This window comes from Streptomyces sp. NPDC005775 (assembly GCF_042871565.1).
GTDB lineage: Bacteria > Actinomycetota > Actinomycetes > Streptomycetales > Streptomycetaceae > Streptomyces.
This window is the reverse complement of sequence record NZ_JBIAIU010000007.1, coordinates 80,852-100,916: the sequence shown is the minus strand read 5'-3', so window position 1 is coordinate 100,916 and position 20,065 is coordinate 80,852. Positions and strand designations below refer to the sequence as shown.

Here is a 20,065-nt window from a genome sequence, read left to right as displayed (position 1 = left end):
TTGCGCGTACTACTGACCGGACACCAGGGCTACCTGGGCACCGTGATGGCCCCGGTCCTCGCAGCCGCCGGGCACGAGGTCGTCGGCCTTGACGCCGGCCTGTTCGCGGACTGCGTCCTCGGCCCGCCGCCCGCGGACCCGCCGGGACGGCAGGTGGACCTGCGCGACGTCACGGCCGACCACGTGGCCGGGGTGGACGCCGTGATCCACCTGGCCGCGCTGTCCAACGACCCGCTGGGATCGCTGGCGCCGGACCTCACCTACGACATCAACCACCACGCCTCCGTGCGGCTGGCCCGGCTGGCCCGCGACGCCGGAGTGCGGCGCTTCCTGTACGCGTCGACCTGCTCGGTCTACGGTGCCGCCGGTGGTGGCGACCTGGTGGGCGAGGACGCGCCGCTGCGCCCGGTGACGCCGTACGCGGAGTCCAAGGTGCGGGTCGAGGACGATCTGCACGCACTGTCCGACGGCGACTTCAGCCCGGTGTACATGCGCAACGCGACCGCCTTCGGTTACTCACCCCGGTTGCGCGCCGACATCGTGCTGAACAACCTGGTGGGCCACGCCGTTCTGTCCGGCGAAGTCCGGGTGCTCTCCGACGGAACCCCGTGGCGACCATTGGTGCACGCCGCCGACATCGCGCGGGCCTTCACGGCCGCGCTGGCCGCGCCACGGGAGGCGGTGCACGACCGGGCGTTCAACATCGGCAGCGAGGTCAACAACGTCACGGTCGCCGAGATCGCCGAGCAGGTCGCCGCGGCGGTCTCCGGCTCGAAGGTGGTGATCACCGGGGAGACCGGTGCCGACCCTCGGTCGTACCGGGTGGACTTCTCCCGGTTCCGTGCCGCGATCCCCGGCTTCGACTGCGAGTGGACGGTGAAGCAGGGCGCGCTCGAACTAGCCGACGCCTACCGGGAACACGGACTGACCCGGGAGGACTTCGAGGGACGCTTCACCCGGCTGGCCGTGCTGCGGGCGGCGTCCGACGCCGGTGCCGTCGACGGCACGCTGCGGCGGCGCCGATGACCACGGCCGGCGAGCAGATGCATGCTCTGGTGGAGCGGTTGTACCCGTTGTGCCGGAGTATCACCGGCGACGGTGTGCGCGCCACCCTGGAGATCGTCGGCGAGTACGTTCCGCTGCAGGTGCACGAGGTACCGACCGGAACGCAGGTGCTCGACTGGACGGTGCCGCAGGAGTGGAACATCCGGGACGCGTACATCGCCGACCGCGACGGCCGCCGAGTGGTCGACTTCGCCGCATCCAGCCTGCACGTACTCGGCTACAGCGTGCCCGTTTCGGCGACCATGCCGCTGGCCGAACTGCGCGCGCACCTGCACACCCTGCCGGATCACCCGTCCTGGGTGCCGTACCGCACCAGCTACTACAAGCCGGACTGGGGTTTCTGCCTGTCCCAGGAGACCCTGGACGCGCTGCCGGAGGGCGAGTACGAGGTGTGCGTCGACTCCACACTCGCCGACGGCCACCTCACCTACGCCGAGCACGTGGTCCCCGGGAAGGTTCCCGAGGAGGTGATCGTCTCCTGCCACGTCTGCCACCCGTCGCTGGCCAACGACAACCTGTCGGGCATCGCGGTGGCGGTCTTCCTGGCGCGAGCGCTGGCGGAGCTGACTCCGTACTACACGTACCGGTTCATCTTCGCCCCCGGCACCATCGGGGCCATCACCTGGCTGGCCCGCAACAGGGAGCGGGTGAACGGGGCATCCCCCGCTCGAGCGGAGCCGAGGGCCCGGGGAAGCGTCCAGCACGGCCTCGTGCTGGCCTGCGCGGGCGACCCGGGCCAACTGACGTACAAGCAGAGCAGACGCGGCGACGCGGAGATCGACCGGGTGATGCGGCATGTGCTGGCGGCCTCCGAACGCCCGCACAGCATCAAGGAGTTCAGTCCGTACGGGTACGACGAGCGGCAGTACTGCTCACCCGGGTTCGATCTCGGCGTGGGCTCCCTCAGCCGGACCCCGTACGCCGGCTATCCCGAGTACCACACCTCGGCGGACGATCTGGACTTCGTCTCCCCGGAGGCGATGGCGGACACGCTCGCCGTCTGCCGGGAGGCATGCTCCGTCCTCGACCGCAACCGGCGCTACGTCAACCTCAGCCCCTACGGCGAACCCCAGCTGGGCCGACGGGGGTTGTACGACTCCCTCGGCGGGCGCAGCGACGCCCAGCAGGCCCAGATGGCCATGCTCTGGGTGCTCAGCCTCTCGGACGGCGAGCACGGTCTCCTGGACATCGCCGAGCGGTCCGGGCTGCCGTTCGACACCGTCGCCGTCGCGGCCGGCGCCCTGCACGGCGCCGGGCTGATCAAGGCATGACGCGGATGACCACCGGGGAGGAGAAGACGAGCCGCGCGGCGGACCGGTCCGGATCCGACCGACGGGCCGGCACCCGGGCCGTCGTCGGCCGGCTGTCCTGGGGACTGGCCGACCAGGCGGCCTCCAGCGCGTCCAACTTCCTGGTGGGCATCTACGTGGCCCGTTCGCTGGGGCTGACCGCGTTCGGCGTGTTCAGCCTGGCCTGGGTGACCTACGGCGTGGTGCTCAGCGTCTCCCGCGGGCTGGCCACCGACCCGCTCGTGGTGCGCTTCAGCGGGGTACCGGAAGCGTCCTGGCGCGGGGCGGTGGCCCGGTCGTCCGGAACCGCGCTCGGCGTCGGAGCCGTGATCGGTGCGGCGTGTCTGGTGATCGGCCTGGCGGCGGGCGGCCACGTGGGGCCCGCGTTCGCCGCCCTCGGCGTCATGCTGCCGGGACTGCTGCTGCAGGACGCGTGGCGGTACTCGTTCTTCGCCGCCGGCGATGGCCGCAAGGCGTTCGTGAACGACGTCGTGTGGGCTGTCGCGCTCGTCCCGGCCGTCGTGGTGGCCGCCCGGGTGGGCAGCGTGACCGCCTTCATTCTCGCCTGGGGCTCCTCCGCCGCGGTGGCTGCCGTGTACGGCTGTTTCCAGTCGGGCATCCGGCCCCGGCCGGCCGGAGCCCGCGAGTGGTTTCGCGACCACCGCGACCTCGGCTACCGGTACCTGGTCGAGAACGTCGGCGTCAGCGGCGCCAGCCAGTTGCGGGCGTACGGGCTCGGCGCGATCGTCGGGGTCGGCGCGGTCGGGGTGATCCGGGGCGCCGAACTCCTCCTCGGCCCTTTCCTCGCCGTACTGATGGGCCTTTCGCTGGTCACCGTCGCGGAGGCGGCACGGGTCCTGCGTCAGGCCCCGCAGCGGCTCGGGAAGTTCTGCCTCCTCCTCGGCGGCGGACAGGCCGTCGCCGCGCTGCTCTGGGGCGCGGCGCTGCTGCTGGTGCCGGACCGGCTCGGCGAACTCGTTCTCGGTGACGTCTGGAGCTCTGCCTCGCAGCTCATCGTGCCGGTCACGCTCGGCGTCGCGGGCGCCGGGCTCGGCACCGGAGCGGCGGCCGGGCTGCGCGCGCTCGCCGCGGCCCGGCACAGCCTGCGCTGCCAGCTGTTCGCCTCCGCCTGCTATGTCAGCGGCGGCCTCGGCGGCGCGGTCGCCGGCGGCACGATCGGCTCGGCCTGGGGCGTCGCCGCCGCTTCCGTCTGCGGCTCGGCCGTGTGGTGGCTGCAACTGCGGTCCGCACTGCGCGAACGCCACCGCCATCCCCTTCCCGAAGTGAGGACCTCATGACCGCCCGACCCAGGCTGAGCATCGGCCTGCCCGTGTACAACGGCGAGGAGTACCTCGCCGAGGCGCTCGACGCCCTGCTCGGCCAGACCTACGAGGAATTCGAACTGGTCGTCTCCGACAACGCCTCGACCGACGGAACCCAGGACATCTGCCGCCGGTACGCCGCGCGGGACTCGCGCATCCGCTACCTCCGGCTGCGCCGGAACATCGGCGCCGCGCCGAACCACAACTACGTGTTCACCGAGTGCCGCGGCGAGCTGTTCAAGTGGGCCTCGCACGACGACCTGTACGCCCGGGACCTGCTGGGGCGCTGCGTCGAGGCGCTGGACGAGCGTCCGGACGTGATCCTCGCGCACAGCGGCCAGGCGGTCATCGACGGCGACGGCAGGATGAAGGTCCCGTACGAGTACGGGCTCGCCACCGATTCGCCGCACGCGCCGGAGCGATTCCGGAGCCTGCTGTTCGAGCCCGGTGGCGACGACTTCTACGGGGTGATGCGGGCCGACATGCTGCGCCGGGTGAAGCCGCACGACAGCTACCACCACGCGGACCGCACGTTCGTCGCCGAGATCACCCTGCACGGGCCCTTCCACCAGGTCCCGGAGCTGCTGTACTTCCGCCGCGACCACCCCACCCGCGCCGAACGGGCGAACCCCTCCAAACGCTCCCGGTGCGTCAATCTGGATCCGCGCCGTGCGGGCCCGCTGCACCCCACGCCCCGGCTGCTCGCCGAGTACGTCTGGGGCTTCGCCTCGGCGATCCGGCGGGCGCCCCTGTCCCCGGCCGACCGGCGCGCGTGCCACCGCCACCTGGCCGCGTGGCTGACCAGCCGGGGCCGGCCGGGCGCCGGCGAACGGGTCGAGGACCGCGCTCCGGTCGACCCGGGCCGGCTCACCGTCTCCGTCGACGCCCTCGTCGCCGGCCGTGAGGGGAGACAGGCATGACGCACGGGGAGGAGAAGCCGGTGCGCGTGGGAGTGTTCGGCCTGCTCGGTTCCGGAAACGTCGGCAACGACGGGTCGCTGGAGGCCGTGCTGGACTACCTCCGCGCCGAGCGGCCCGAGGCGGTCGTGGAAGCCCTGTGCGGCGGCCCCGAGACCGTCACGGCCCGGTACGGCATCCCCGCGACACGACTGCACTGGTACCGCGGGGAGTACCGGACCGCGTCACGCGCTGGCGCGGTCGCGGCCAAGGCCGTGGGCAAACTCGTCGACGTCGTCCGCACCGCCGCCTGGGTGCGCCGGCACGATGTGGTGATCGTGCCGGGTACGGGCGTCCTGGAGACCACGCTGCCGCTGCGTCCGTGGGGCTTCCCGTACTCGCTGTTCCTGCTCTGCGCGACCGGCAGGCTGTTCGGCACCCCGGTCGCGCTGGTCAGCGTCGGTGCCGGCGCGATCGGCAACCGGCCGACCCGCACGCTGACACGCTGGTCGTCGCGGCTGGCCACGTACCGGTCGTTCCGGGACGTCCGGTCCCGCGACGCGATGCGGGCGATGGGCCTGGACACCTCGCGCGACGAGGTCTACGCGGACCTCGTGTTCTCCCTGCCGACGCCGCGCACGAGCGCGCCCCCGGGCCCGCCCGGCCTGGTCTGCGTCGGCGTCATGGACTTCCACGGGAGCAACGACGACCGCGCGCGGGCCGAGGAGATCCACCGGCGCTACCTCGACGGGACGATCCGCTTCGTCCGCGCGCTGGTCGAGGAGGGCAGGCCGGTCCGGCTGCTCACCGGCGACGAGCTGGACCGGCCGGTGGTCGACGCGGTCCTCGACGCGGTGGACTCGCCTCTGGTCACCGCCGCCGTAACGGCTTCGCTGGCCGACCTGATGAAGGAGGCGGCGGCTGCCGGCACGGTGGTGGCGACCCGGTACCACAACCTGGTCTGTGCGCTGAAGGTCGGCACACCGACGCTCGCACTCAGCTATTCGGCGAAGAGCGACGTGCTCATGGAGCTGATGGGTCTGGGCGCGTACTGCCATCCGGCGCGCGAGGTCGACGCCGACCGGCTGCTCGAACAGTTCCGGGCGCTGGAACAACGACCGGCGGAAGTGCGGCAAACCCTCTCCGAGCGGAACCTGGACGTCTCCCGGCTCCTTGAAAAGCAGTTCGCCGCCCTGAGCACGGCCCTGTTCTCCGCGGCCGAACACACCCACACCCACACCCGGCAGGAGACTCCATGAAAGCCACCGAAGTCCCGGAGATCGCCGGCGCGTTCCTGTTCGAGACGACGCAGTACACCGACGAGCGCGGCTTCTTCTGCCGCACCTTCGACGCCGACGTGGTCCGCTCGGTGGGCCTCGACCCGGACGCCTTCGTCCAGGACAGCCTGTCCCGCTCGCTCCGGGGCGTGCTGCGCGGCCTGCACCTGCGCTCGGGCGCAGGCGAAGCCAAGCTGGTGCGGTGCTCGTACGGGAGGATCTTCGACGTCGTCGTGGACCTGCGGACGGACTCGCCGACCTACCTTTCGCGGGCCTTCTTCGAGCTGTCCGGCGAGACCCAGGCGACCCTGTACATCCCGGCGGGGTGCGCGCACGGCTTCCAGGTGCTGACCGAAACCGCTGACACCTCGTACCGGATCGACCGCCCGCACGACCCGGCCGAGGACGTCACGATCGCCTTCGACGACCCGGATCTCGCCATTCCCTGGCCGCTGCCGGTCATCTCTGTGTCCGAGCGGGACCGGGAGGCACCCGGCCTCGCCGAGGTCCTGAAGCACAAGGAGGGGTGAGGTCGGCGTGGACGACGAAGACAACGAGAAGGTCCTCCTGCCGCAATCGCGGCTGGCGAACGAGCGGTTGCACGCGATGATCCCCGGTGGCGCGCACACCTACGCCAAGGGGGACGACCAGTACCCCGCCGACCTGGCCCCGGTCATCAGCCACGGCCGCGGCGCCCATGTGTGGGACGTCGACGGCAACCGCTACATCGAGTACGGCTCCGGGTTGCGGTCGGTCAGCCTCGGCCACGCCCACCCGCGCGTCGTCGAGGCGGTGCGGCGGGAAGTCGGCCGCGGCAGCAACTTCGTCCGGCCGTCCCTCGTGGAGGTCGAGGCCGCGGAACGCTTCCTGGCCACCGTGCCGACCGCCGAGATGGTGAAGTTCGCGAAGAACGGATCCGACGCCACCACCGCCGCGGTGCGCCTCGCCCGCGCCGCCACCGGGCGCCCGCGCGTCGCCCTCTGCGCCGGCCATCCGTTCTTCTCCGTCGACGACTGGTTCATCGGCACCACGCCGATGTCCGCCGGAGTTCCGGCGGCGGTCAACGAGCTCACCGTGGCGTTCCCGTACGGGGACCTGGCCGCCACGCAGGAGTTGCTCGCCCGGTACCAGGACGAGGTCGCCTGTCTGATCCTCGAACCCGCCACCCACACCGAGCCGCCGCCCGGGTACCTCGCCGGCCTGCGCGAGCTGGCCGACCGGCACGGCTGCGTCCTGATCTTCGACGAGATGATCACCGGCTTCCGCTGGTCCGAGGCGGGAGCCCAGGGCCTGTACGGCGTCGTCCCCGACCTCTCCACGTTCGGCAAGGCGCTGGGCAACGGATGCGCCGTCTCCGCGCTGGCCGGGCGCCGCGATCTGATGGAGCGGGGCGGTCTGCGTCACTCCGGCGACCGGGTGTTCCTGCTGTCCACCACGCACGGTGCGGAGACGCACTCGCTGGCCGCCGCGATGGCCGTGCAGGCCGTCTACGTCGAGGAGGGCATCACCGCGCGGCTGCACGCCCTCGGCGAGCGGCTGGCCGCCGGTGTCCGCGAGGCCGCGGCCACCATGGGCGTGGGCGACCACGTCGTCGTCCGGGGCCGGGCCAGCAACCTGGTCTTCGCCACCCTCGACGAGGACCGGCAGCCGTCGCAGCGGTACCGCACCCTGTTCCTGCGCCAACTCCTCATGGGCGGGGTGCTGGCCCCGTCGTTCGTGGTGAGCAGCGCGCTCGGGGACGCCGACATCGATCACACCGTCGACGTGGTGGCCCAGGCGTGTGCGGTGTACCGGAAGGCGTTGGAGGCCGCTGACCCCGCCCCCTGGCTGGGCGGGCGACCGGTGAAGCCCGTGTTCCGCCGCCGGGCGTGACCTGGCGTCAGTGACGCCGCCGGCGAACGGTATCGGCCATCCGGTCGACCAGCCACGCGGCCGCCGGCGTCACCGCCAGCGCGGTACACCAGCCGCCCAGGGCGTCGGTCGGGTAGTGCGCACCCAGGGCGACCTGCGCCCAGCCCATGGCGGCACCGGCGACCAGCGCCGCGGCGAGCACGAGTGCTGTGCCGGCCGCCCTGCCGAGACCGAGCCGCCCGGTCGCGAGCAGCGCCATCACGAGGGCGAGCGCGGTGACGAAGGCGGTGTGCCCGCTCGGATAGGACAGGTTGTCGTCGCCATGGATGGTACGTCCCACCAGAGGCTTGAGCAGCGCCGTCGTCCCCACGGTCAGGCCGGCGCCGGTCACGACGAGCGCTGCTGCGCCGGGACGCCGAAGCAGCAGACAGCCCGTCACGGCGGCGATGACCAGCATCGCCGAGCCCACGGGCTCCCCCAGGAAGTCGACGGCCAGAGCGACGGACCGCCACGGCGGCCCCGCACCGTCCACCGCCGCCCAGATCCGCGCGTCCAGCGACCCGGGCTCACCGTCCTCGGCGTACAAGGCCCCGAGCACCACGACCGCCAGCGCGGCGAGGGCCGCGATCGGCCCGAGCCACGCGCGCAGCGCCGCCGGCAGAACTCCGGGCGCCGGGCGCCCGGTCACACGCCCACCGGAACGCAACCGCCTTCGATCGACGCGACCTTGGGATTCACCCGGCACCAACGCCTCCCCAACACGCCCCCGTCATGCCTGACTTGGCTCGCTCAGGAGCCGTCATCCTGGCCACGAGCGTCGGAATCACTCCCCGGTCACCACCCTACCCGGCGGGCGTTCCGCTACCGGGCCGGGCGGACATGCGGGAGAGCCCTCAGACACCCGTCTGATGCACGACGGCCTCCTGACGTGGGAGCGCATACGCTTTGACGATCAGCGCGGAGGCAGCGTGGACTGACGGGCGACCAGCTCCGGCTGAAGAACGAGGTGCTCGTGCTGGTGCACGGCTGTCCCCTCGCTCAGTTCCCGCAGCAAGAGCTCGGTTGCTTTCGCTCCGATGGTCAGGGCCGGCTGCCGCACTGACGTGAGGGGGACCGTCGCCGCCGCGGCGAACTCGATGTCGTCGTATCCGACGATGGCCAGATCTTCCGGAACCCGAGCGTCGGCCATGTACAGGGACTGCAGTACGCCGAGAGCCAGCAGGTCGTTGGCGCAGAAGACGCCGGTGGGACGTTGCGCCAGGCCCAGGAGCCGGGCTCCGGCGTCACGCCCGGCAGCGACGTCGAGACGTGCGGCGGGAATCTCCAGCAGCGCGTCAGGCGGAAGTCCCGCCTCAGTGAGCGCCGCGTGCGCGCCGAGGCGCCGGTCCCGCACCTGCGTGAGGCGCTCCGGCCCGCTGACGTACGCGAGGGAGCGGTGCCCCCCAGCGATCAGGTGCCGTATCGCCAGGGCTCCCCCGGTGACGTCGTCGACGGAGACGGAGCACCCGTCCTCGTCCCCCGCCACCCGGTCCACGAGAACGAAGGGAATTCCGTGGCGCCGGAACCGGCGCAGGTTGGTCCCGTCGGATGCGGCGGGGGTGACCAGTACTCCACGGACCCGCTGTTCGGCGAAGAGTGCGAGGTAGTCCGCCTCGTCCCGCGGGTTCTGGCCACTGTTGCAGACCATGACACCGAGCCCCGCGTCACGCGCGGCACGTTCGGCCCCGCGTGCGATGTCGACGAAGAACGGGTTGCCCATGTCGAGGACGAGCAGCGCCATCATCCGGCTGCGACCGGCCCGTAGCTGGCGAGCGTGCTCGCTGCGTACGTAGCCCAGAGCCGAGATCGCTCTCCGCACGTCCCGCCGCATCCCCTCGGAGACGCGATCGGGACGATTGATCACGTTGGAGACAGTGCCCACCGAGACACCCGCCTCACGGGCCACGTCCTTGATGCTCGCCGCCCGTGCCACTCTCGACACTCCCCCGCCCTGCCCCTTCTTCTCGCAGCCGCCCCGCTGGGGAGGTGGAGTACCTGCCTGTGACGGCCGCATGGTGGTGCCGGGTACTCGCTCCACCGCGCGTCTCGGAGAACTGCACCGTCTCGTCTGCCGGGGGCCCTCAGGCAGGGCTCAGAACTTGAACTGATCGATGTTGGCCTTGTCGAAGACGGTCGGCTTGCCGAGCGTGACGACACCGTCCTTCCCGATCGTGAAGGAACCCAGGTCGCCGGCCTTGAAGGTCTCCCCCTCGGCGCCGGTGATCTGGCCGGACTCCAGGGCGACGGCCGTGTGAGCGGCGAGGGCGCCGAGCTGGGCCGGGTCCCACAGCTCGAAGCCTTCGACGGTGCCGTTCTTGACGTAGGCACGCATGTCGTTCGGGGTGCCGAGACCGGTCAGCTTGACCTTGCCCTTGTACTTGGAGCCGGACAGGTACTGGGCGGCCGCCTTGATGCCGACGGTGGTCGGGGAGACGATGCCCTTGAGGTCGGGGTGTTCCTGGAGCAGGCCCTGCGTCTGCTGGAAGGACTTCTGCGCGTCGTCGTCGCCGTAGGCGGTCTTGACGAGCTTGATGCCCTTGTACTCGGGCTTCTTCAGCTCGTCCTTCATGAAGTCGATCCAGGTGTTCTGGTTGGTGGCCGTCTGGGCCGCCGAGAGGATCGCGATCTCGCCCTTGCCTCCGATCTGTTTCGCCAGCAGTTGGATCTGGGTGCGGCCGAGGTCTTCGGCACTGGCCTGGGAGACGAAGACCTGGCGGCAGCCGGTCTGTGTGTCGGAGTCGTACGTGACGACGCTGACGCCGTTCTTCATGGCCTGCTTCAGGGACGTGCACAGGGCGCCCGGGTCCTGGGCGGAGACCGCGATGGCGTCGACCTGCTGCTGGGTGAGGGTGTTGACGTAGGAGACCTGCCCGGAGGTGTCGGTGCCGCTGCTGGTGCCGACCTCCTTGTACGTGGAGCCGAGCTGCCCCAGGGCCTTCTTGCCGCCGTTGTCCGAGGTGGTGAAGTAGGGGTTGTTGACCTGCTTGGGCAGGAACGCGACCGTCAGGCCCTTCTTGGTCGCCTTGTTCGGGTCGGCCTTGCCGGTGGCGGCGGCCGGACCGGCCGCCTTGTCGGCGGAGTCCTTGGTGGTGCCCGAGCAGGCGGTGGCGCCGAGGGCGAGAACGGCGGAGACGGCGAGCGCGGCGGTGAGTCGGACGCTTCTGGGGGCGGGGCCGTACATGACTGTTTCCTTTCGCTGCCGCGAGCGGCAGGGGTTGCCGGGCGGATGCCCGGACGGTGGCGGAATGCGTGCAGCGGGGTGTGCGGGCTCCACGGTGGAGCGGTGCGCGGAGGCCGCGAGGCGTGGTGCGGCAGGGGCGGTCAGGCGGTTCCGGCCCGGGTCGGGATCGCCGCGGCCGTTGCCGTTGTTCTCCTGCGGGCCCGGGCTTGGCTGACCTGGCGGCCGACGCGGGGGGCGAGGACGGAGATCACCAGCAGGACGCCGGTGACGACGATCTGGGACTGGGCGGAGACGTTGATCAGGCTCATGACGTTCTGCAAGGTGCCGAGCAGCAGTACGCCGGCGATGGCACCGCCCAGGGTTCCCTTGCCTCCGTCGAAGTCGATGCCGCCGAGCAGCACCGCGGCGATGACGGAGAGTTCGAGCCCGGTGGCGTTGTCGTATCGGGCGCTCGCGTAGTGCAGAGCCCAGAAGACGCCGGTCAGAGCAGAGACCGCTCCGGTGGTCACGAACATGAACAGCCTGAGCCGCTTGACGCGGATGCCCGAGAACCGCGCCGCGTCCTCGCTGGCGCCGGTGGCGAACAGAGAGCGGCCGGTCGGTGTGGCGTGCAGGACGACGACGGCCACGGCGAGCAGCACGGTGAAGGGGATGGCCGCGTAGGGGATGAAGGTGTCGCCGATCCGTCCGGCGCCGAAGTCGAGGTACTGGGTGGGGAAGTCGGTGACGGAGTCGGAGCCGAGAACGATCTGCGCGATGCCGCGGTAGGCGGCCATGGTGCCGATGGTCACGGCGAGCGAGGGCAGTCCGAGCCGGGTGACGAGCAGTCCGTTGATCAGTCCGCAGATGACGCCGAGCAGCAGGCACAGCGGGATGATCGTCTCGATGGACATGCCGGCGTTCCACAGGGCGCCCATCACCGCTCCGGACAGGCCTGCCGTCGAGCCGACGGAGAGGTCGACCTCTCCGGAGACCACCAGCATGGTCATGGGCAGGGCGATCAGGGCGATCGGCAGGGTGTTGCCGATCAGGAACGAGAGGTTCAGCGCGTTGCCGAAGTTGTCGACGAAGGAGAACGAACAGATCAGGAGGGTCAGCAGCAGGGCGCCGACCGCGGTGTCCCAGCGGACCGCTCCCCCGAGGCGGGCGAGGGCCGGTGGCTGAGCGGCGGGGGTCGTGGTCCTGGTGGTGTCAGGCATGGCGGGCGCTCCTCATCTGTGCGGCCTTCTTGCGCAGCCCCGCGGCCACCCGCAGGGCCAGGATCCGGTCGGCGGCGATGGCGAGCAGCAGCAGGAAGCCGTTGATCGCGGTGACCCAGACGGAGCTGACTCCGATGGCCGGGAGCACGCTGTTGATGGAGGTGAGGAGGAGGGCACCGAGGGCTGCGCCGTACACGGTTCCGGAGCCGCCGGTGAAGGCGACGCCGCCGACGACGACGGCGCTGACGACGGTGAGTTCGTATCCGTTGCCGGTGGCCGAGTCGACGTTGCCGAAGCGGGCCAGGTAGAGGGCTCCGGCGAGCCCGGCCAGGGCTCCGCAGAGCACGTAGGCCGTCATGAGCCGGGCCCGGACCGGGATGCCCGCGAGCCGTGCGGCTTCGGGGCTGGAGCCGAGGGCGTAGAGGTCGCGTCCGCTGTGATAGCTGCGCAGGTAGTAGGCGACCGCGGCCAGTACGACGATGGCGAGCAGCGCGAGATAGGGCAGCACCCAGGTCCCGTCGTGGCCGAAGTCGACGAAGGAGGCGGGCAGTGCGTCGGCGGTGATCTGACGGGAGCCGACCCAGATGGAGTCGATGCCGCGAACGATGTAGAGCGTGCCCAGGGTGACGACGAGCGCGGGGACCTTGCCCAGGCTCACCAGGGCTCCGTTGAGGACACCGAAGAGCGCGCCGAGGCCGACGGCGAGCAGGACCGCGATCAGGGGATTGCCGCCGTCCTGGAGGTAAGTCCCGGCGGCGAAGGCGGAGATCCCGAGGACGGAGCCGACCGAGAGGTCCACGTTGCGGGTGATCACCACCACCGCCTGGCCGACCGCGACCAGCACCAGGATGGTCGCGTTCAGCATCAGGTCCTTGATGCCCTGCTCGGACAGGAACTCGCCGTTGGACAGCTGGGTCACGCCGAGCATCACGACGAGAACCAGGGCAACGGCGAGTTCGCGGGCCTTGAACACCCTGTCGACCAGGCGTCGCGCGGCGACGGACTCGGGTGCCGGTTCGCGGCGCACAGGGTCTGCGGTCATGGTCATGCCGCGGTCCTTCCTCGGTCGGCACGGCCGGTCGCCGCCGCCATCACTGTCTCCTCGGTCGCCTCGGACCGGGGAAGCTCGGCAGCCAGCCTTCCTTCGTGCATCACGAGCACCCGGTCGGCCATGCCGAGGATCTCCGGAAGGTCCGAGGAGATCATCAGGACCGCGACTCCCTCGGCGGCCAGCGAGGACAGGAGCCGGTGCACTTCGGCCTTCGTGCCGACGTCGATCCCGCGGGTCGGCTCGTCCACGATCAGCACCTGGGGGGAGGTGGCCAGCCACTTCGCCAGGACCACCTTCTGCTGGTTGCCGCCGGAGAGCGTGCCGACGACATCGGCGAGCCTGGCGTACTTGACCTGCAGCTTGACCGCCCAGTCCACCGCGCGACTGCGTTCGGCGGCACGGTTCATCAGCCCGCCGCGCGTCGTCGTGGCGAAACCGGTGAGGCCGATGTTCCGCTCGATGGACATGTCCATCACCAGGCCCTGGGCCCGGCGGTCCTCGGGTACGAGGGCGAGGCCGGCGGCCATCGCGACGCTCGGGGCGCCGGACCGGAGCTTCCGGCCGAGGACCTCGACGTCGCCGCCGTCGAACCGGTCGACGCCGAACACGGCGCGGGCCACTTCGCTGCGGCCGGCTCCGACCAGGCCCGCGAGGCCGACGATCTCGCCGCGCCGGACATCGAAGGAGACGTCCGTGAACACACCCTCACGGGTCAATCGGCGCACGCTGAGGGCGACTTCACCGATTTTAGTGGGCTGCTTCGGGTACAGCTCGTCCAGTTCCCGGCCGACCATGCGGCGCACGAGGTCGTCCTCGTTCAGACCGTCGAGCAGCTCGCTGGATATCCAGGCGCCGTCGCGCAAGGTGGTGACACGCTGGCAGAGCGCGAAGATCTCTTCCAGGCGGTGCGAAATGAACAGCACTGCCGCGCCCTGCGTACGAAGGGTCCTGACGACGCCGAACAGGCGGGCGACCTCACTGCCGGTGAGCGCGGCAGTCGGCTCGTCCATGATCAGGACGCGCGCGTCGAAGGAGAGCGCCTTGGCGATCTCCACCAGTTGCTGGTCGGCGATCGACAGCCCGCGCGCCGGCTGATCGGGGTCGAGGTCGACACCGAGGCGCTCGAACAGGTCGGCCGCCGCCCGGGTGACGGCACGATGATCCACCCTGCCGAAAGAGCGCCTCGGCTGGCGTCCCACGAAGATGTTCTCCGCGACGGACAAGTCCGGGAAGAGCGTGGGCTCCTGATAGATCACAGCCACACCGGCATCGCGCGCATCGGCCGGACCGTGGAACTCGACGGGCTCGCCGTCCAGCAGGACCTTGCCCGCATCGGGGCGGTGCACGCCGGCGAGTGCCTTGATCAGGGTCGACTTGCCGGCGCCGTTCTCACCCGCAAGGGCGTGCGCCTCTCCGGCATACAGCCGCAGGGACACGCCGCGCAGAGCCCGGACGGCACCGAAGGACTTGCTCACCCCCTCCAGCGCGAGTACCGGAGTCGTCTCCGGTTCGGGGTGCGTCATGGATGTTCTCCCGTGCTTGTGCCGAGCGGAGCGCTCGGCATGAAATGTTTCAGTGGAGTTGCCGGGAAGCTAGCCCCGCCCTGCCGAACCCGTCAAGGGGTGTTGCGCGCCAAACGCGGCGAATCGCTCAGCGGGCCCGAGCCGCATGCCTCCGCGCCGCTCTGAACTGCGAAGGGACGGCAGCCGCGAGCGTCGGCGTCTACACGAAGGCACGATCCGGTAACTCGCCCGTTATCCGGCGGGAACCCTTGACGGCCCTCACATGCCCCGTTAGCTTCATGCGCATAGTGAATCGATTCACCGAACTTCGGCCCCCACTGCTTGGGCCGCTCGCACAACCGAGGTGGACATGCCTGATATCGCCGCAGTGAAAGCCACGCTTGCCGACCAGCGGATCGAGACCCCGTCCTGGGGCTACGGCAACTCCGGCACCCGTTTCAAGGTGTTCGCGCAGGCCGGCGTGCCCCGGACTCCCTACGAGAAGCTCGAGGACGCCGCCAAGGTCCACGAGTTCACGGGGGTCGCGCCCAAGGTCTCGCTGCACATCCCCTGGGACCGGGTCGACGACTACGCGGCCCTGGCCGCCTACGCGAAGGAGCGGGGGCTGGAACTGGGAGCGATCAACTCCAACACGTTCCAGGACGACGACTACAAGCTGGGCAGCGTCTGCCATCCCGACGCGGAGGTCCGCCGCAAGGCCGTCGGTCATCTGCTGGAATGCGTCGACATCATGGACGAGACCGGGTCCACGGATCTGAAGCTCTGGTTCGCCGACGGGACCAACTATCCCGGCCAGGACGACATCGTCGCCCGCCAGGGCCGGCTGGGCGAGGCGCTGGCCGAGGTGTACGAACGCCTCGGGGAGAACCAGCGGATCCTGCTGGAGTACAAGTTCTTCGAGCCCGCCTTCTACACCACGGACGTACCGGACTGGGGCACCGCGTACGCGCACTGCCTCAAGCTGGGCCCGAAGGCGCAGGTCGTCGTGGACACCGGGCACCACGCTCCGGGTACCAACATCGAGTTCATCGTCGCGCTGCTGCTGCGGGAGGGGAAGCTCGGCGGATTCGACTTCAACTCCCGCTTCTACGCGGACGACGACCTCATGGTCGGCTCGGCCGATCCGTTCCAGTTGTTCCGGATCATGCACGAGGTCACCAGGAACGGCGGTCTGAAGGCCGAGACGAACGTGGCGTTCATGCTGGACCAGTGCCACAACATCGAGGCGAAGATCCCGGCTGTCATCCGTTCGGTCATGAACGTCCAGGAGTCCACCGCCAAGGCCCTGCTCGTCGACATGGACACGCTGGCCGCGGCGCAGCGGGACGGCGATGTGCTCGGCGCCAACGAAGCCCTGATGGACGCCTACAACACCGATGTGCGTCCCCTTCTGCGCGACCTCCGCGAGGAACAGGGCCTCGCGCCCGACCCGATCGCCGCCTACCGGGCCTCCGGCTGGCAGGAGCGGATCGCCGCCGACCGCGTCGGCGGCGACCAGGCCGGCTGGGGCGCCTAGGAGCTGCCCGCCCGCCAGTCAGTTCCGGCTCTCCACGCGTCCCGCACCTCACACTCGAAGGAATCCCTCATGTCCTCCGCCGCCTCGCACGTCACGGCCTCCGCGTTGATCGCACGTTCCCGCCGGCTCGGCTCCGACCCGCGCAACACCAACTACGCGGGCGGCAACACCTCCGCGAAGGGCACCGGGACCGACCCGGCCACCGGTGGCGATGTCGAGCTTCTATGGGTCAAGGGGTCGGGCGGCGACCTGGGTACCCTCACCGAGGCCGGCCTGGCGGCGCTCCGGCTGGACCGGCTGCGGGCGCTCAAGGACGTGTACCCAGGGGTGGAGCGCGAGGACGAAATGGTCGCCGCCTTCGACTACTGCCTGCACGGCAGGGGTGGAGCGGCCCCGTCGATCGACACGGCGATGCACGGGCTGGTGGACGCCGCGCACGTGGACCACCTGCACCCGGACTCGGGTATCGCGCTGGCCTGCGCCGCCGACGGGGAGAAGCTGACCGCCGACTGCTTCGGCGACAAGGTGGTCTGGGTGCCCTGGCGCCGGCCCGGGTTCCAGCTCGGCCTGGACATCGCCGCGATCAAGGCGGCCCATCCCCAGGCCGTCGGCTGCGTCCTCGGAGGTCATGGCATCACCGCCTGGGGCGACACCTCAGAGGAGTGCGAGGCGAACTCGCTGTTCATCATCCGCTCCGCCGAGGAGTACCTCGCGGCCAAGGGCAAGGCCGAGCCCTTCGGTCCGATGCTGGCGGGGTACGAGCCGCTGGGCGAAGCCGAGCGCCACCAGCGGGCAGCGGCTCTCGCCCCCGTCATCCGGGGCCTGGCCTCGCAGGACCGGCCACAGGTCGGCCACTTCGACGACGCCGAGGCCGTACTGGACTTCGTCTCCCGCGCCGAGCACCCGAGGCTCGCAGCACTCGGCACGTCCTGTCCCGATCACTTCCTCCGTACGAAGGTCCGCCCGCTGGTCCTGGACCTGCCCGCCTCCGCCCCCCTGGACGAGGCGATCACACGCCTGAAGGAGCTCCACCAGGAGTACCGCACGGAGTACCGCGCCTACTACGAGCGGCACGCCACCCCGGACTCCCCCGCCCTGCGCGGCGCGGACCCGGCGATCGTGCTCGTCCCGGGCGTGGGCATGTTCTCCTTCGGCAAGGACAAGCAGACCGCACGCGTGGCCGGGGAGTTCTACCTCAACGCCGTCAACGTCATGCGCGGTGCCGAGTCCGTCTCCACGTACGCGCCCATCGAGGAGTCGGAGAAGTTCCGCATCGAGTACTGGGCGCTCGAAGAGGCCAAGCTCCAGCGGATGCCCGCGCCGAAGCCCCTCGCCACCCGCGTCGCCCTCGTCACGGGCGCGGGAAGCGGCATCGGCAAGGCCATCGCGCACCGCCTGGTCGCCGAGGGTGCGTGCGTCGTTGTCGCCGACCTCAACGCCGGGACCGCCGCCGCCGTCGCCGAAGAGCTCGGGGGCCCCGACAAGGCCGTGGCCGTCACGGTGAACGTCACCTCGGAGGACGAGATCACCCAGGCGTTCGCGACCGCCGCACTCGCCTTCGGCGGAGTGGACCTGGTCGTCAACAACGCCGGGATCTCCATCTCCAAGCCGCTTCTGGAGACCACGGCGAAGGACTGGGACCTCCAGCACGACATCATGGCCCGAGGGTCCTTCCTCGTCTCGCGCGAGGCCGCCCGGGTCATGATCGCGCAGGGGCTCGGCGGCGACATCGTCTACATCGCTTCAAAGAACGCGGTCTTCGCCGGTCCGAACAACATCGCCTACTCCGCGACCAAGGCCGACCAGGCCCATCAGGTCCGGCTGCTGGCCGCCGAGCTCGGCGGGCACGGGATCCGTGTCAATGGTGTCAACCCCGACGGTGTCGTCCGTGGCTCGGGCATCTTCGCCGCCGGCTGGGGCGCCCAGCGCGCCGCGACGTACGGCATCGAGGAGGAGAAGCTCGGCGAGTTCTACGCCCAGCGCACCCTCCTCAAGCGCGAAGTCCTGCCGGAGCACGTCGCCGGCGCGGTGTTCGCCCTCACGGGCGGCGACCTCACCCACACCACGGGCCTGCACATCCCCGTGGACGCGGGTGTCGCCGCCGCGTTCCTGCGCTGACGCAGACTCCCACCGACCGCACCTGGGGCCGCCGCACCGGCGCGACGGCCCCAGGTGCGTCGTGTACGGCCGGCGAGGTGGCGCGCGCAAGCGGCAGGCACGACCGGCCCTCCTCCCGCCGACCGCCTCGTCCCTCATTCCCCGACCAGCCGCTCGCAGCGGAGGCAATGCCCGTGACCACCACACCCCCCTCCTCGGCGTTTCGCTCCGCGTTCGCCGCTGTCGACCTCGGTGCCACCAGCGGACGTGTGATCCTTGGCCGGGTCGGCCCGCACAATCTCGACCTCACCGAGGTGCACCGCTTCCCCAATACCCCCGTGCCCCTGCCCGACGGACTGCGTTGGGACGTCCTCGCCCTCTTCCAAGGCATTCTTGAGGGACTGCGGGAGGCCGCCCGGGCCGGTGGTGTCAGCTCCATCGGAGTGGACACATGGGCCGTGGACTACGGGCTCCTGGACGCGGACGGCGCGCTGCTCGGTTCTCCGCACCACTACCGGGACACCCGGACCGACGGCGTCGCGGAACGGGTTTGGGCGACGGTCGGCGCCGAAGAGCTGTACCGGGTCACGGGCCTGCAGCACCTCCCGTTCAACACCGTGTTCCAGCTCGCCTCCGCCGCCACGAGCGCCCAGCTGACCGCTGCCCGCACCCTGCTCCTCATTCCCGACCTGCTCATCCACTGGCTGACCGGATCCCTGGGCGCCGAGGAGACCAACGCCTCCACCACCGGTCTCTTCGACGCCCGTTCGGGCAGCTGGTCCATGGACATCCTCGGGCCGCTCGCGATCGATCCCGGTCTGCTGCCGCCGCTGCGTGCGCCGGGCGACCCGGCCGGCACGCTCCTCCCGCATGTCGCCGCCTACTCCGGTCTGGACGCCCGCACCCCGGTGACCACCGTCGCCTCGCACGACACCGCGTCCGCCGTCGTCGCCGTCCCGGCAACGGAACCGCACTTCGCCTACATCTCCTGCGGCACCTGGTCGTTGGTAGGTCTCGAACTGGACGCGCCGGTTCTCACGGAGGCGTCCCGGGCCGCCAACTTCACCAACGAGCGCGGCATCGACGGTACGATCCGCTACCTGCGCAACATCATGGGCATGTGGCTGTTCGAGGAATGCCGCCGCACCTGGGACAAGCAGGGGCTGCCCACGCACATCCCCACTCTGCTCGCCGACGCCGCGCGCGCCACACCGTTCGCCGCGCTCGTCGATCCGGCCGCCCCCGAATTCCTGGTCCCCGGTGACATGCCCGCCCGCATCCAGGCGTACTGCCGCCGCACCGGGCAGCCGGTGCCTGACAGCCAGGGCACCGTCGTGCGCTGCATCCTGGAGAGCCTGGCCCTGGCTCACCGGCGCACCCTGCGCCAGGCCGCCGAACTCGCCGGACGCGATGTCGCCCGGATCCACCTCGTCGGAGGGGGTTCCCGCAACGACCTGCTCTGCCAGCTCACGGCCGACGCCAGCGGACTCCCCGTCGTCGCGGGCCCCACCGAAGCCACCGCACTCGGCAACATCCTCGTCCAGGCCAGAGCGGCCGGACTGGTGGGAGATCTGCCGGCGATGCGCACCCTGGTCGCCTCCACCCAGCACCTGCGGCACTACCAACCTCGTGGTGACACGGCGGCCTGGGACGCGGCAGCGGCGCGACTCGGCCCCGACACCGCCCTTGCTGCCTCTCACCCTGCCCGCACCGACCACTGAACGGCTGACGGGTCCTCACCACGCCTGTCAGCGACGCG

Annotated in this window: 16 protein-coding genes; 10 read left to right on the top strand and 6 right to left on the bottom strand. The window is 70.8% G+C overall.

Annotated features, from left to right (window positions below):
• Genes ACFYPA_RS18125 through ACFYPA_RS18095 form a run of 7 tightly spaced genes read left to right on the top strand, consistent with a single transcriptional unit; the run spans position 1 to position 7,721 of the window.
• Positions 1-1,026, top strand: a complete 1,026-nt coding sequence (locus ACFYPA_RS18125; protein WP_359316567.1) for an SDR family oxidoreductase — start codon at positions 1-3, stop codon at positions 1,024-1,026.
• Positions 1,023-2,336: a DUF4910 domain-containing protein gene (locus tag ACFYPA_RS18120; RefSeq protein WP_389132776.1), complete on the top strand. Its 1,314-nt coding sequence runs from the start codon at positions 1,023-1,025 to the stop codon at positions 2,334-2,336. Before ACFYPA_RS18125 ends, ACFYPA_RS18120 begins: the two co-directional genes overlap by 4 nt.
• A 5-nt stretch (positions 2,337-2,341) precedes the next feature.
• Positions 2,342-3,652: a hypothetical protein gene (locus ACFYPA_RS18115; RefSeq protein WP_359079816.1), complete on the top strand. Its 1,311-nt coding sequence runs from the start codon at positions 2,342-2,344 to the stop codon at positions 3,650-3,652.
• Positions 3,649-4,596 carry a glycosyltransferase family 2 protein gene (locus ACFYPA_RS18110; protein ID WP_389132773.1) on the top strand — a complete coding sequence of 316 codons (948 nt, stop codon included), beginning with the start codon at positions 3,649-3,651 and terminating at the stop codon, positions 4,594-4,596. The genes ACFYPA_RS18115 and ACFYPA_RS18110 overlap by 4 nt, the downstream gene beginning before the upstream one ends.
• Entirely contained in the window at positions 4,593-5,831 is a 1,239-nt protein-coding gene (locus ACFYPA_RS18105; RefSeq protein ID WP_359316562.1) for a polysaccharide pyruvyl transferase family protein, read from the top strand. The genes ACFYPA_RS18110 and ACFYPA_RS18105 overlap by 4 nt, the downstream gene beginning before the upstream one ends.
• Positions 5,828-6,379 carry a dTDP-4-dehydrorhamnose 3,5-epimerase family protein gene (locus tag ACFYPA_RS18100; RefSeq protein ID WP_359079124.1) on the top strand — a complete coding sequence of 184 codons (552 nt, stop codon included), beginning with the start codon at positions 5,828-5,830 and terminating at the stop codon, positions 6,377-6,379. Before ACFYPA_RS18105 ends, ACFYPA_RS18100 begins: the two co-directional genes overlap by 4 nt.
• Before the next feature lie 7 nt (positions 6,380-6,386).
• On the top strand, positions 6,387-7,721 hold the full coding sequence (locus ACFYPA_RS18095) for a glutamate-1-semialdehyde 2,1-aminomutase (RefSeq protein WP_389132769.1): 1,335 nt from the start codon (positions 6,387-6,389) through the stop codon (positions 7,719-7,721).
• 7 nt (positions 7,722-7,728) lie between these two features.
• On the opposite strand, the gene ACFYPA_RS18090 is transcribed toward ACFYPA_RS18095, so the two are convergent.
• The 6 genes from ACFYPA_RS18090 to ACFYPA_RS18065 all read right to left on the bottom strand — a co-directional run bounded on the left by ACFYPA_RS18090 (position 7,729) and on the right by ACFYPA_RS18065 (position 14,693).
• Positions 7,729-8,388, bottom strand: a complete 660-nt coding sequence (locus tag ACFYPA_RS18090; protein WP_359352374.1) for a phosphatase PAP2 family protein — start codon at positions 8,386-8,388, stop codon at positions 7,729-7,731.
• A 264-nt stretch (positions 8,389-8,652) separates the two neighbouring features.
• Positions 8,653-9,672 (bottom strand): LacI family DNA-binding transcriptional regulator, encoded by a 1,020-nt coding sequence (locus ACFYPA_RS18085; RefSeq protein WP_389132766.1) that lies wholly within the window; start codon positions 9,670-9,672, stop codon positions 8,653-8,655.
• Positions 9,673-9,831: 159 nt separating this feature from the next.
• The gene (gene rhaS / locus ACFYPA_RS18080) at positions 9,832-10,920 is read right to left on the bottom strand and encodes a rhamnose ABC transporter substrate-binding protein (RefSeq protein ID WP_359079116.1); all 1,089 of its coding nucleotides are present in this window, start codon (positions 10,918-10,920) and stop codon (positions 9,832-9,834) included.
• A gap of 140 nt (positions 10,921-11,060) precedes the next feature.
• The gene (locus tag ACFYPA_RS18075) at positions 11,061-12,119 is read right to left on the bottom strand and encodes an ABC transporter permease (RefSeq protein ID WP_359316552.1); all 1,059 of its coding nucleotides are present in this window, start codon (positions 12,117-12,119) and stop codon (positions 11,061-11,063) included.
• The gene (locus tag ACFYPA_RS18070; protein WP_359316550.1) at positions 12,112-13,167 is read right to left on the bottom strand and encodes an ABC transporter permease; all 1,056 of its coding nucleotides are present in this window, start codon (positions 13,165-13,167) and stop codon (positions 12,112-12,114) included. The genes ACFYPA_RS18075 and ACFYPA_RS18070 overlap by 8 nt, the downstream gene beginning before the upstream one ends.
• Complete coding sequence (locus tag ACFYPA_RS18065; RefSeq protein ID WP_359316548.1) at positions 13,164-14,693, bottom strand: sugar ABC transporter ATP-binding protein; 1,530 nt, start codon at positions 14,691-14,693, stop codon at positions 13,164-13,166. Before ACFYPA_RS18065 ends, ACFYPA_RS18070 begins: the two co-directional genes overlap by 4 nt.
• Before the next feature lie 349 nt (positions 14,694-15,042).
• Between ACFYPA_RS18065 and rhaI the strand changes: the two genes are divergently transcribed.
• From rhaI to ACFYPA_RS18050, 3 genes are all read left to right on the top strand, one after another.
• A complete protein-coding gene (gene rhaI, locus ACFYPA_RS18060) occupies positions 15,043-16,209 on the top strand; it encodes an L-rhamnose isomerase (protein ID WP_359079110.1) in 1,167 nt (388 codons plus the stop codon).
• Between the two features lie 69 nt (positions 16,210-16,278).
• Entirely contained in the window at positions 16,279-18,327 is a 2,049-nt protein-coding gene (locus tag ACFYPA_RS18055; protein ID WP_359316546.1) for a bifunctional aldolase/short-chain dehydrogenase, read from the top strand.
• Positions 18,328-18,500: 173 nt separating this feature from the next.
• Positions 18,501-20,027, top strand: a complete 1,527-nt coding sequence (locus ACFYPA_RS18050) for a rhamnulokinase family protein (protein ID WP_389132759.1) — start codon at positions 18,501-18,503, stop codon at positions 20,025-20,027.
• Positions 20,028-20,065: the final 38 nt, after the last annotated feature.